Source organism: Methylobacterium goesingense (assembly GCF_022179225.1).
Taxonomy (GTDB): Bacteria; Pseudomonadota; Alphaproteobacteria; order Rhizobiales; family Beijerinckiaceae; genus Methylobacterium; species Methylobacterium goesingense.
In genome coordinates this window covers 1-13,180 of record NZ_BPQL01000077.1, presented here as the reverse complement: position 1 = coordinate 13,180, position 13,180 = coordinate 1, and the positions used below count along the sequence as shown (strand labels likewise).

At 68.7% G+C, this 13,180-nt stretch carries 11 protein-coding genes and 2 pseudogenes; all 13 read right to left on the bottom strand.

From position 1 onward, the window contains the following. The coding region (locus tag MFF30_RS14675; RefSeq protein ID WP_238280132.1) for a rubredoxin at positions 1-446 on the bottom strand (446 nt) is incomplete at its 3' end. Further along, positions 443-1,639, bottom strand: a complete 1,197-nt coding sequence (locus tag MFF30_RS14670) for an acyl-CoA dehydrogenase family protein (RefSeq protein WP_238280134.1) — start codon at positions 1,637-1,639, stop codon at positions 443-445. The genes MFF30_RS14670 and MFF30_RS14675, both read right to left, overlap by 4 nt. 59 nt (positions 1,640-1,698) lie before the next feature. Next, entirely contained in the window at positions 1,699-2,250 is a 552-nt protein-coding gene (locus MFF30_RS14665) for an OsmC family protein (protein WP_238280131.1), read from the bottom strand. Between the two features lie 210 nt (positions 2,251-2,460). After that, the gene (locus tag MFF30_RS14660; protein WP_373320907.1) at positions 2,461-3,993 is read right to left on the bottom strand and encodes a sigma 54-interacting transcriptional regulator; all 1,533 of its coding nucleotides are present in this window, start codon (positions 3,991-3,993) and stop codon (positions 2,461-2,463) included. A 285-nt stretch (positions 3,994-4,278) separates the two neighbouring features. Beyond that, entirely contained in the window at positions 4,279-5,700 is a 1,422-nt protein-coding gene (locus MFF30_RS14655) for a TAXI family TRAP transporter solute-binding subunit (RefSeq protein WP_238280130.1), read from the bottom strand. Positions 5,701-5,913: 213 nt separating this feature from the next. Then, positions 5,914-6,378 (bottom strand): hypothetical protein, encoded by a 465-nt coding sequence (locus tag MFF30_RS14650; protein WP_238280129.1) that lies wholly within the window; start codon positions 6,376-6,378, stop codon positions 5,914-5,916. Positions 6,379-6,629: 251 nt separating this feature from the next. Next, positions 6,630-6,887, bottom strand: coding sequence for a hypothetical protein (locus MFF30_RS14645; protein ID WP_238280128.1), 258 nt, complete (start codon positions 6,885-6,887; stop codon positions 6,630-6,632). A 445-nt stretch (positions 6,888-7,332) separates the two neighbouring features. Then, positions 7,333-7,710, bottom strand: a complete 378-nt coding sequence (locus MFF30_RS14640) for a response regulator (RefSeq protein WP_238280127.1) — start codon at positions 7,708-7,710, stop codon at positions 7,333-7,335. Continuing rightward, a complete protein-coding gene (locus tag MFF30_RS26210; RefSeq protein ID WP_373320906.1) occupies positions 7,710-9,392 on the bottom strand; it encodes a PAS domain-containing protein in 1,683 nt (560 codons plus the stop codon). Before MFF30_RS26210 ends, MFF30_RS14640 begins: the two co-directional genes overlap by 1 nt. A gap of 39 nt (positions 9,393-9,431) precedes the next feature. Next, positions 9,432-9,785, bottom strand: a pseudogene (locus tag MFF30_RS26205) (PAS domain-containing protein); the annotation flags it as partial. Positions 9,786-9,821: 36 nt separating this feature from the next. Further along, complete coding sequence (locus tag MFF30_RS14630) at positions 9,822-10,823, bottom strand: GAF domain-containing protein (protein WP_238280125.1); 1,002 nt, start codon at positions 10,821-10,823, stop codon at positions 9,822-9,824. 506 nt (positions 10,824-11,329) lie between these two features. Continuing rightward, on the bottom strand, positions 11,330-12,751 hold the full coding sequence (gene pyk, locus MFF30_RS14625) for a pyruvate kinase (protein WP_238280124.1): 1,422 nt from the start codon (positions 12,749-12,751) through the stop codon (positions 11,330-11,332). Between the two features lie 84 nt (positions 12,752-12,835). Next, positions 12,836-13,180 (bottom strand): annotated as a pseudogene (locus MFF30_RS14620) (hypothetical protein); the annotation flags it as partial.

Genomic DNA, 13,180 nt, shown 5'->3' with positions numbered 1-13,180 from the left:
GCCGCCGCCGCCGCGCCGGTCTCCCGCCGCAGCTTGTCCGGCGACAGGCCGCGTCCGAGCGCGATCGAGAGCTCGGGCTTGTGGTAGATGTCGCCGTTACAGGCGGTCACCAGGGTGATCGGAACCCGCGCATCCTCGGCCCGGATCGCCTCGGCGACGCTCCAACCGGCGATCCCGGCGCCGACGATCACCACGCCCGGCCGGCGCTGCGGGAGGACGGATACGGGCATGGGCGCCACGGATGCACGGCGCTGGTAAGGCTCGAAATCCGATTTCGTCACGCCGCAGATCGGGCAGGCCCAATCCTCCGCGATGTCCTCGAAGCGGGTGCCGGGCGCCAGCCCGCTGTCCGGATCGCCTTCGCCCTCGTCGTAGATCAGGCCGCAGGCCCGGCAGAGGAACTGCTTCCAGGGGCCGAGGCCGTCGGTCGGCTCTGAAACGCTCATGCCCGGCCTCCCGCGCTGGCGTCGGCCGGGAGGATCTCCCGCGAGAGACGCGCCATTTCCCAGCGCAGGTGCTTGACGGCGGGCGTGACGATGGCGACGAAATGCGCCTCGCGGATTCGCCGCTGGGGTGCGGCCGACATCATGTAGCCGCGTGCGCCCTGGTGCAGCAGGGCGGATTGCGAGGCGCGGAGCGCGAGCTCGGACGTCTGCGCACGCGCGTCGAGGACGTCGATCAGGTAGTCGTTCGAACCGTCGTAGGGGGACTCGGCGAGCCGCATCACACGGGCGCGGAGTTCCGCGAGTTCGGCCGAGATCTGTCCGGGACGATCGTCGAGGAACTGGTTGACGTGGCCGAGGGTCTCCTCGACCGCGAGCATCGAATCCACGCTTCCCTCGGCGACACCGAGGCCCATGCCGCATTGGAGCAGGATGAAGGCGGCGCGGATGCGGCCGATGAAGGGCCTGGCGGGGTCCGCGATCAATGCGTCCTCACCGACGAAGTACTCGTCGAGGCGCAAGCCCCAGGTGCTGGTGCCCTCCATGCCGGAGAATTGCGGGCAGGACCTCAGCTCCGCGCTGTCGCACCGGAGCAGGAACATGATCTCGTGGCTGATCGTATCGCCGGCGCCGACGACCCCCGCGATCGCGCCGCAATACTGGCCCGGTCCGATATGGCTGACCCAGGGCAGCATGCCGTTGACCCGGTAGCCGCCCGCCACGCGTCGAGCGCGCAGCAGGATCGGCTCGATCCCCGCGAAGGCCTTCATGGGATTGGAGAGGGCGGTGCCGCCGAAGGTGCGGCCCGCGGCGTGGTCGTCGAGAACGGCACCCGTCAAAGCCGGGTTGCCCGACTGCTCCATGTAGAGGCCGCAGACGTCGTGGCACCACATCAGGAAGCCGGTGGCTCCGCAGGCCCGGCTCGCCGCCTGCATGGCGGCGATGGCGAGGCCGATGCGGGCGCCGTGGCGGTCGAGATGAACGCTCAGCGCCCCCGCAGCGCCGAGTTGGGCCATGATGTCGAGCGGGTAGGCTCCGTGGTCGATCTTGGCCGCTGCCGCGCTCAAGGGACCTTCCGAGATCGCCGTGGTTCCGGCAAGAACGGCCTCGTCCGCCCATTCGGAAGCCGCGGGGGTGACGTCTGGCGCCTTCGCGAACGAGGCATCGGCCAGCCGAAGAGCGAGAGCGCTCGACATCATGGAATCTCCTCGGAGAGGTTGGGATGCGGCGGGACCGACCGGCCCCGCCTCCGGCTTCAGTCGGTCAGGCCGATCTCGAAAGGGATCGGGTTGCGCATGGAGTTGGCGACCGGCGAGTAGAGGTTCGCGTGGCGCACGATCGCGTCGAGCTCTTCGCGGGTCGCGTCGCCCTCGATGGTCACGGCGACGCGGATGGCCTGGAAGCCCATGTCCGCGGGCATTTTCTCGGCGCCACCGGCGCCCCAGGCGGCCGGGTTTCCGATATCGCCCTCGAGGTGGAGTTCGAGACGCGACAGGCGCACCTGCTTCCAGGTCGCCACCGCGGTGATGCCAACGGCGAGGCAGCCGCCGAGTGCCGACAGCACGATCTCGCCGGGTGCCGGGGCGGTGTCCTCACCGAACAGGTGCAACGGCTCATCGACGACCACCGGCTTGTGATGACCGACATAGCTGAGGGTGCGGTACTGGCCGTCGACGACGGTGTGCACCTTGTTGGTGCCGCGCGAACCCGGATTGGCGCGGCCCTTCTCCGCGAACTTCGCGAGGCCGTCGCGATCGATCGGACGCAGGTAGGTCGTGATGGTCTTCGGGGCGGCGCTGGCGCTCATGGATGGCTCCTCTTGCTGCGCGTGCCCCGCATGGTCAGGGCCGGCTCGAAGACACATCCGCAAGGCCGATGCCAAGGCCAAAGAAAATCTGAAATTACAAAATATTCAGCAAATACAATTGTTTATGAGAAAACGGCGTGGAGGCGCCACGAAAGCGCCGCCCCCAAATGTCGACAATTTGACGACATTGTCGACATTTGTCGAAGCCGCTCACGCGGTCGGCTGAAGCTTCCTCCACCGGTAGGAGAATTGACGCTCGGTGAGGCCGAGCCTCTGCGCGGCCCGGGTCTTGTTGCCCCCGGCCTGGGCGAGCGCGAGGCGCAACTGCTCGGGTCCATGCGAGTCGGCCGACAGATAGGGGCGGATCATCGCGATCGGCGGAGGCACACCGTTCCCGTCCCGCACCCCGGGGAACACGCTTGCCGTCCCGCCGGCGTCTCCGAGCATCGGCCGGAGATCGTCCACGTCGAGAACGCCCGCGTTGGACAACAGCACCGTTCGCTCGATGAAGTTCGCGAGCTGTCGGATGTTGCCCGGCCAAACCTGATGGGCGAGGTGCGCGATCGCGGCCTGGGTCAGGTTGACGTTGCGCTGGTTCTCCTGGTTCGCCCGCGTCAGGAAGTGCAGTACGAGATCGGGAATATCGCTCCGTCTGTCCGCGAGGGGCGGCAGGGTGATGGGGATGACGTTGAGGCGGTAGAACAGGTCCTCGCGGAAGCGGCCCCGCGCGACCTCTCCCGCGAGGTCCCGGTTCGTCGCCGCGACGAGGCGCATGTCCACACGGATCTCGCGCTTGCCCCCGAGCCGCACGACGGTGCCCTCCTGAAGGGTCCGCAGCAGCTTCGTCTGGAGGATTGCGGGCATCTCGCCGATCTCGTCGAGGAAGATGGTGCCGCCGCTGGCCTGCTCGAACCAACCTGCACGCGCGTCGGTCGCGCCGGTGAACGCGCCACGCTCGTGACCGAAGAGCTCGGATTCGAAGAGGTTTTCGGGAATTGCCGCGCAGTTGACCTTGACGAAGGGCTGGTCGCGCCGCGGACTGGCGAGGTGCAGCGCGCGGGCGAACAGTTCCTTGCCGGTTCCGGAATCGCCGAGCAGCAGGACGCTCGCGGTCGCGTCGGCGACCTTCTCGACTTGAGCAAGGGCGCGCAGGAGCGCGGGCGACGTGCCGATGATGCCGTAGCGCGCACGCTTGATACGCAGTTCCCGCGCGAGCATGTCGTTGTGTTCTTCGAGCGCACGCGTCTTCTGCTCCACGCGCTCGTTCAGGGTCAGCAACTGGCCGATCATCGTGGCGATGATACGCAAGATGGTCAGATCGTCGGAGAGCGCCCTCTCACGGTGGCGAATCCGGTGACACGCGATGGCACCCACCGTCTTCTGATCGACCCGGATCGGAAGCGCCAGGAACGAGACCGCGCCTTGGGGAAGCTGGGCGCGTTCGACGGCCCGCCCGAGGAAGGTCGGATCCTTGTCGATGTCCTGGACGATGATGAGGTGGCCATCCTGGATGACGCGTCCGGTGATGCCTTCGCCCAGCGCGTACCGGCCTCGGCCGATCTCTTCGCGGGTCAAGCCATAGGCGTACGCGATCCGGTAGCCATCGGCGTTCGGGTCCTTCAGGACGATGCGCCCGCGGTTGAGCCCGACGATCTCGGAGAGGAGATGCAGCATCTCGCGGGCGACCTGATCGAGGCGGATGCCTTTGCCGATCAGGTTCATGACCTCCTGAAGCAGGAACATCTCCTGGGTGCGCCAATGCGCACTCGATGCAATCTTGCCTGCACGTCCATCGGTCACTGAGTGAGCCTCGCTTTCGCACGCAAGGGTCCGATGGATTGCAAGCTTCGTGCAACCGGCACGCTTCGCGCAAACGAAAAGGTGGGGCCGGGGAGGGACCGGCGGCGGGTCGCCCTATGCGCCGTCCGGGCCACCGAGAGAGAGCCGCCCGTTGGGCGTGGTCGAGGCACGTTTGCAGGCCCCATCGTCCGGTGGACGGGAGGCGGACTCAGGAGCGGGCGTTCGACTTCATGAGGGAACGCCGTCGCCCGCGAGGTGGAGACGGGGCCTCGGGATCGGCTGAGAGCCGGGTCCTCCACCGCCGGACGCAGCGTTCCGGCAATCCACCACCGTCGCCTTCGCCGTCTCGATGGCGATGCCGACCGCCGCCATCGTCCGCATCTCGGGCTCGCGCTCCCGGGCATAACGGACGACGTCCGTGGCGAGCCGGTCGATCTCGATGTTCAGGGCTTCGATGGCCTCCGGCTCGCGCAGGGTCCGGGCCTCTTCGATGATCTCCAGCAAGCGGTCCGTGACCTCGTCGATGCGCTCGCGCCGGGCGCCGGCCAGCCTCTGACGCAGCCAGGCGACGGCGGAGGCCAGGCCGCCGGCCAGGGCCGCGAGCAGGTACAGGGTGTCGCCGTAGCGATCGACGAAGCTGTGCTGCTCGCGTTCGTAGTAGTCGATCGCGCCCGGATGGATCGGGATCCGGGCGCTCGTCGCGGCCGCGGTGGTGTCGTAGGCGGGCGCCAGCACGTACTCGGCCGCGTCGCTCGACTTCGCGGCCGCCGTACGCATCTCGAACAGGTGCTGCGTGACGTCCGCGGCCACCACCCGGCTCAAGGACGCGCGGGCCATCAGCCGGTACGAGGCCCCCACCGTCTTGACGTCGTCGTCCGGCAGCTTGGGATGCCCGCCGAACAATCCCCCGGGGATCGTGACGGCCTGCAGTCGTGGGAAGCGTTCGATCACGGCGCCGTCGTCGGGCACCCCGACGAAATTGACCTTGCCGCCCTTGCTCACGGCCTTGACCGCCTCGACGAGGGCCAGGGCCTTCGGAGCCGACGGGGCGATGATGCTGACGAAGGCGTCGACCGTCCGGCTCTGGATCGCGGTGCCGACCTGCGCCGCGTCGACGGGCACGAGCAGCACCGACTTGACCGGGACCTTGGTGCCGGGCGCGTCCGTCTCCAAGGTCATTCCGTAATAGCCGAGGATGTTCTTCAGGAGGGAGAAGTCGGCATCCTTGTGCGCGGCAATGCCGAGCCGCCGGCCGCCGAGCTTCGGAAACGCATCGATCCCCGTCGTCTCCGGCGAGACGATGACCATGGCCTGGTCGCGCAGGATCGCGAGGGTGAGGCCGTTGGTCGGCAGATCGACGTCCGGCCGAACGACCGCGAGGTCGGCGCGCCCGTCCTGAAGCGCCGCCGCACTTTCCCTGACGTCGTCGAAGGACAGGATCTTGAGCCGGACGTTCTCACCGCCGGCATCCAGCGCATCGGCGTAGGCCTTGATCAGCGCCGGTTCGGTGCCGTCGCGTGGGGCGACCGCGATGACGAGCGTGGTCGCCTGGGCGAGGTAGATCGCGAGCGCGCCGGCACCGAGGATGACCGCGATGGCCCCGACGGCGAGGGTGGCGCGGCCGAACACCCATTGTGGAAGCTTCGGCATCGCCGGCGATGATCCTCTGGGTGCGTGTTCGGCCAAGCAACGACCGGCGGTGCCGTCGGCTCCGCCCCGGTGCGACATTCTCGCCAGGGTCAAGAGAACGTGAAGCGCCCCGCCATCGCCGACGGCTGGGTCAAGCCCCCTGTTCCGGCGGACCCCTGTTCGACCTGTCGACACCCGGCGCGACCGGGTGCGGACAGGCCGCACCGATTTCGCCTAAGCGGCGACGGGCTTGGCGTGAGGGACCTTGGCGTGACGGAACATGGCGTGACGGACCTTGCCGTCGAGTTCCACGTGGATCGCGTGGCGGACGCCGTCCTTCACGCCGACGATCTCGAAGTGCTTCGGCTTGCGCTTGGGCTCTCCCTCGATCTCATAGCCCTGGGCCTTGACCGCGGCACGGGCCGCGTCCGGGTCCGCCGCGGCGTGCTTGTCGTCCTCGTGCTTCGTCGGCCACGCGACTTCGTGCGTCGTGCCGTCCGCGAGCGTGATGGAGGACACCTTGATCTCGGACGGCTTGCGCGCGCCCTTGATCGTGACCGTGTCGCCCTGGGCGACCGCGATGCCCTCGGCACCCTTCGGTCCCAGGTCGGCGAGGCAGCGACCGTCCTTGCCCTCGATGGCGAAGCGGTGGCCGAAGAGGGCCCAGACGGTGCCGGTGACGGTCTGCGTATCGTTCATGTGAAATCTTCCTCGGATGTCGCTCGCCGACCTGGGGCGCGAGACGCTCGCTAAGCCCGGATGGGCCATTTCCCGGCGGCGCCGAACCGGACCGCCACCTGCCCCTGTCGGGGGTGGGGACCGATCTAAGCCGGGGCTTCCAACCCATCCTGAACCGGGACGTTCAGCTCCCGTTAGGGAACCGAACCGGGCGTCACAACGGCCAAGCCCAGCCCACCGGCCGGAGCCGGCGGTACGGAACATCCCGTGGATCAGCGCCCACCGGCGCTGCTGTTCGGGATGGCCTGCTCGGGACGGCCCGCATTGCCGCCGGCGGCCGAGTCCGTCTCGATTGTGTCGGCGCCAGTCGCGCCGCGCGAGATGACGACGTCGCGGTCATTGCCCGTGCTGTTGGGCTCGCGCACGACGATCGTGCCCTCGGTGCCGGCTTGCCGGGGAGGGAGGCCGCTCTGCGCCAAGGCGGGTGACAGCATCAGGGTGGCCAGACCGGCCAGGAGAATTGTTTTCATTGGAGAGGACCTTTTCGGGGTGGCCAATTCGGGGTGGCCAATTCGACGTGGCCAAGCGTTCGCGGGCCGCCGGGGATAAGCGGATCGCCCGCATCGCATTTCCGTCCCGCGGCTTCACAAGCTCGATATCGGTGCGTGACAGGTTCCGCGCCGCCTCCGGGGTCTCCGCATGGCCGGCAGCGGAGATTGGTCGTCCGACGCGAGATTTCCGACCCGCGTTTCGAGGGCCGATGCCGGAATCTACCCGGCCCCGTCGTCGAACGGACCGGCTGCCCGCGACCCGTGCCAGTGATGCGGACAGCAAGCGGTATCTGCGGCTCTGTGTCGGAAATCGACGCAATCCGGTCGCTCTGGAGCGGACACGCCTGCTCCGAGCGACGACAGCATGCATCGCGCCGCTCGGCCGGCGTCCCGAGCGGGCTCGATCACAGATCGGACGGGCGGTTCAGGCCGCGAACTTCCGGACGGCTTCGACCACCCTGTCGCCGCGGAAGGGCTTGTCGCAGAAGATGCCCCGCGCCGGGATCCGAGCGACGTCCGGCCTCAGCGCACCGGTCATCACGAGTTCGATCGGCGGCCAACGGTCCCGGATCATGGCCATGAGCGTCAGCCCCATGACCGAGCCCCGCACGTCGAGATCGGCGAATACGACGTGGATATCCGCGCGTGCCTCCAGGATCTGGATCGCCGAGGCGGTGCTCGTCGCGACCACGGCCTGGCAACCCGCTTCCTCCACGAGGTCGCTCATGACCATCGCGAGGATCGGCTCATCCTGAACCACGAGGACCACCGGCCGCGTCGTGGCATCGTCCGCATCTCTCATCACGACCGCTGAACCTCATGAAGAGGCGCACGCATCGTCGCTCGCACTCCGTCCGGGGCGTAATCCACTTCGACACCACCGGCACCGCCGAGACCCATTCGGATCAGGCGGGAGCCAAACCCTCTGCTGGTCGGCGCCTTGACGGGAGGCCCGCCGCGTTCGTGCCAATGCAGGACGAGATCCGGTGTTCCGGATCTCGCCTCGACATACCAGCGCACCTCGACGCGTCCCGCGTCGGACGACAAGCTCCCGTACTTCGCCGCGTTCGTCGCCAATTCGTGCAGGAGAAGGGAGGCCGAGAGCGCTGCGCTGGGGCCCATGGCGATGTCGGGCCCATCGAGAACGAGCCGTCCGGCGGGAGCGGTGGTCGACAGCACGTCCTCGCATACTGCCCGCAGCGACGCGGACGCCCAACTCGTGCGCAGCAGGAGATCGTGCGCCGACGCCAGCGCCTGCACCCGTCGCTCGAAGGCCTCCACCGGCTCTCGGTCCGAAACCGCCCGGAGGGTCTGGCGCGCGATGCTCGTGACCATCGTGAGGGTGTTCTTGAGGCGATGCGAGAGTTCGTGGTTGAGAACCTCCTGTCGCTCCTCGGCCTGCACCCGCTCCGTCACGTCGTTGGCTGCCCCGAACCACTCGACGATCGCGCCGTGCTCGTCGAAGATCGGCACCGCGCGCGACAGGACCCAGCCGAAGCTGCCGTCGGCCCTGCGGACACGATGCTCCAGTTCGAAGACGTCCCTGCGGTGGATCGCGTCCGCGATCGCATCCATCACGCCGGGACGGTCTTCCGGAGCGATGTAGGCATCCAGCCAGCGCATGTCGGGCGAGCCCGTGTCGGTGAGGAAGCCCGCCCCGTCGAGGGCGCGCATCTCCTGCCAGTCCGGGCTCATGCGATAGACGGTCTGGGCCCCGGCGGTCACGAGCGCACGAAAGCGGGTGTCGCTCTCGTGCAGCGCCTTCTGTGCGGAGCGCCGCTCGGTGACGTCGTTGAACAGGATCGCGATCCGACGCTCCTCGGGCTTGCCGATGCGGACGGCCCGGACGTCGAACCAGCGCTCGAAGGCGGCGGCGTAGTTCTCGAAGCTCGCCGGCTCGCCGGTCTTGGCGACGTGTCCGTAGGCGTCGAACCAGAAGCGCTCCAGATCCGGCGCGAACTCCGTGACCCACTTGCCCCGCAGGTTGACGCCGGCCTGACGCTCGAAGGCGGGATTGGCCTCGACGAAGCGGTAGTCCACCGGCCTGTCGTCGCCGTCGAACTTCACCTCGACGATGGCGAACGCCGCCTCGACGGTGTTCAGGATGGTCCGGAAGCGCTCCTCGCTCTCTCGCAGGGCGGCCTCGGCCTGTTTGATCGCGGTGATGTCGCGGGAGATCGACAGGAGCTTCTCCGGCGCACCGTCCGAACCGGCCATCGGCGTGACGATGACGTCCCACCAGCGGGGTGAGCCCTTCAGGGTCGGCGCGCCCCCCTGGAAGCGTCCTGTGCCGCCGCGCTTGGCCGCCTCGATCGCCGCCAAGGCGTCGGGATGATGGTCGCCCGGCCAGAGGTCCAGCCAGCACACGCCCGCGACGGCACCGAAGTCGTCGACCTCCATGACGCACATGCCGCCTTCGCTCATGAACTCCAGCCGCGCATCGAGGTCGAGGACCTTGACGCAGTCGGCCGAGCTCGCGAGCACCCGGCGGTTGAACTCCTCACTGGTCCGCAGGGCCTCCTCGGCGACCTTGCGCGCATTGATGTCCGCTGTGACGACGAGAAAGTGCTTGATGTCACCCCAGCGGTCGTCGAGCCGTTGGATGCTGCTGTTGGCCCAGATCAGCGTGCCGTCCGGGCGCACGTAACGCTTGTCGAGGGACGCCGCCCGGCCGGTCTCGACGGCCAGGCCGAGCGCGGCGAAGCTCGGCGCGAGATCGTCGGGCCAGGTGACGTCGGCGACACCGAGGGTGAACACCTCCTCGGCCGGGCGGCCGAGGATCCGGCACAGTTCCGGGTTCACGCGGAGGAAGCGGCCGGTGCGGTCGACCGCCGACAACCCGACCGAGGCATTGGCGAAGATCGCCGTCAGTTGCGCTTCGCTCTCCCGAAGCCGAGCCTCGGCTCGGGCGCGCTAGAGGACCGACCACAGGCGGGCACAGGTTTCCTCGACCAGTGCGATCTCGGCCGGCGTCCAGGCGCGGGGCTCCGCATGGTGCAGGAACAGCATGGCGACCATCCGACCCGCCCGAAGATGCGGCACGTCGAGGACGGAGAGCGTGCCGATCCCCTCATAGGCTGCGACGACATCGGGATGCGCGGTCAGCGGGTCCGCGCGGACATCGCCGACCGCGACGGTCGCGCCGGCCCTGAGTTGCGCCGCGAACGGCACCCCGAAATCGTCCAGGCGCCACGTTCCGACGACCGACGCGATCCGGCCGCCGCTCCAGTCGCGGTACACGTTGACCTGCGTCTGGGTGGCGTCGAGTTCGCCGAAGCCGACCTGATCCACGCCGAGGTGCCGCCCGAGGGCCTCCGTGGCCACCTCCATCATCGCGACGGGATCGATCAGGTTCTGGAGCCGTCGCTCCAGAGTCAGTTGAAACGCCTGCTGCTCTCGGCGGGCCACGTCGGCGGCGGCGCGCTGCAGGACGTCGAGATGCGTGGCGATCAGACCGGCGAAGGCGCGGAACAGATCCCTGGTCTCAGGGGTGTCGACGCGGTGGGGCTGCGGATCGATGGCGCAGAGGGTGCCCCAGAAGACGTCGTCCGGCAGCACGATGGGGACGGAAACGTAGCTCTGGAAGCCGTACAACGCCGGGGTCGGATGTCCGCAGTAGGTCGGATCCTCGGCGACGGCGTCGATCATCACCGGGCTGCGCGTCTGCCGGATCTCCCGGCACAGCGTCGTCGCGACCTGCAGCTCACCGCCCGGCTGAAGACCGAACGCGATCTCGTCGCGCACGGCGCAGGCAACCCATCGATCCTCCGTGACGCGCGCGACGGCGGCGAACCCCATCCCGGTCGTCCGGCAGATGACATCAAGCAGGGTCGGAAGCGCCTCGATGCGCCGGATATCCGCGATGTCGGCCGCAAAATCGTGCGCCTGCACGGGCCTGCCCGCCACCTCGTTCATCGGACCAGCGCATCCCGCCCGGACAGCGTACGCATCCCGGCGCCAGGCGGCCCCGCCGTCAAGACGTGCCGCGGCGTATGCGTGACATCGCGGGGAGCGTCGAACTGCTCCGGCTCTGAACGGTTCGGTGCAAACTGTCGCCGCGTAGGGACAGCCACGGCGACGACGAATTCACGGTCGGGCATCGGGTAGCGGGAGGTTGCGCGAGATCCGTAGCTTTCAAAACCGCTCTTACACACGAACAGCCTACGCTCAACCTCATCGGGAACAACACCCCGCTGGACCGAGCCGGCTGTGTCGATCATTCACAAGGCGTCAGTCCCGGCGTCCTCGATTTGCCAAGGGCGGCCTCTTGGTCATGCGGTTCTGTCAGGATGCCGCAACCGCGATGGCCGGAGGGCGAAGGCTTCCGAGGTCGGCAAGAGCATCGCGAGCCGGACGCCGGGTCTGGAACCCGGCGTCCGGGACCGTGGAGGCACTTGCCGCTAGGCCGGAGGTACTTGCCGCTAGGCCGAAGGTACCTGGGCGATGCGGATGTTGTTGGTGGTTCCGGCGACGGCGAAGGGAATGCCGGCGGCGATGACGACGCGGTCGCCGGGACGGGCGAAGCCTTCCTCCACGGCATGCGCGATGGCGCCTTCCACCATCGCCTCGTAGGTCTCGACCTCCGCCGCCTGGACGCTGTGCGCCCCCCAGAGCAGGCAGAGCCGGCGCGCGATGCCCCGGTCCGGCGTGAGGGCCAGGATCGGCACCTCCGGCCGGCGCCGGGCCACCCGCGCGGCCGTCGTGCCGCTCAGGGTGTAGGCCACGAGCGCGGCGGCCCCCACCGCGTCGGCGAGGTGCGCCGAGGCCGCCGCCACCGCGTGGGGCGGCGTCTCCTCCTCGCCCGGATCGGAGGCGGTGATCAGCGAGCGGTAGAGCTTGTGCGTCTCGGTGCGATGGATGATGCGCGCCATCATCGCCACCGTCTCGACGGGAAAGCGCCCCGTGGCGGATTCGGCCGAGAGCATCACCGCGTCCGCCCCGTCGTAGATGGCGGTGGCCACGTCCGAGGCCTCCGCCCGGGTCGGCGTCGGGGCCGAGACCATCGAATCGAGCATCTGGGTGGCGACGATGACGGGTTTGACCGCCAGCCGGCAGGAGCGGATCAGCTCCTTCTGGCGCCCCGGCACGTCCTCGTGCGGGATCTCGACGCCGAGATCGCCGCGCGCCACCATCACGGCGTCGGACAGGCGGATGATGTCCTCAATGCGCTCCAGGGCCTGAGGCTTCTCGATCTTGGTCATCAGCCCGGCACGGTCGCCGATCAGGGCGCGCGCCTTGAGGACGTCGGCGGGAGTCTGCACGAAGGAGAGCGCCACCCAGTCCACCCCGAGTTCGAGGCCGAAGGCGAGGTCCGCCCGGTCCTTCGGCGTCAGCGGGGAAACGGCCAGCAGGGTGCCGGGCAGGTTGACGCCCTTGCGGTCGGAGAGGGTGCCGCCGATGATCACCTCGGCCTCGATGCTGTCGCCGGTCAGGCCGGTGACGCGCACGCGCACGCGGCCATCGTCGATGAGGAGGTCCTGGCCCGGCGCGACCGCGGCGAAGATCTCGGGGTGGGGCAGGGGGATGGCGTCGGGCACGGCGTCCGTGGGCGTGAGCACGAAGCGCAGGCTCTCGCCGGCCGCGACCTCGCGGCGCCCGCCGGCCAAGGGTCCGAGGCGGATCTTGGGACCCTGCAGGTCCTGCAGGATGCCGATGGGTCGGCCGGTCTCGCGCTCGAGCGCGCGGATGGCGGCATGCACTCGGGCGTGGTCGTCCTGGGCACCGTGGCTGAAGTTGAGCCGGAAGGTGTCGACCCCGGCCAGGAACAGCCGGTGCAGCATCTCGGGCGAGGACGAAGCCGGCCCGACGGTGGCGACGATCTTGGCGTGACGGTTGCGGCGCATGACGGATCCGGCCGCGAACGGCCGCCTTCTCTCGAGAGGAATCAGGGGTCGGGGCCGGCGCGACGCTGGAGGCCGGCCCTGAGATCAGAAGACGTGGAAGGCGACGCCGGCCAGGAAGCTTTTCTCCTCGGTGCCCTTGAAGTCGACCCGCTCGACGTTGCCGAACTTGTTGTGCCAGTACTGGAAGCCGATGAACACATCGACCCGGTTGGGCTGGTTGTAGATCAGCTTGCCCACATCCAGAACCAGGTTCGTGCGCGACAGGAATTCCAGGCCGGTCTTCGGATTGAACGCGAAGGCGGCCGGGTTGTCCACGCCCCGGCCCTTGGGCAGCACGATGTTGTTGAAGCCCGCGATGCTCAGCGGCAGCCCCGTGAAGGTCAGCGGGAAGTTGTAGACGATCTCGAACTCCGGCACGACGTCGAAGCT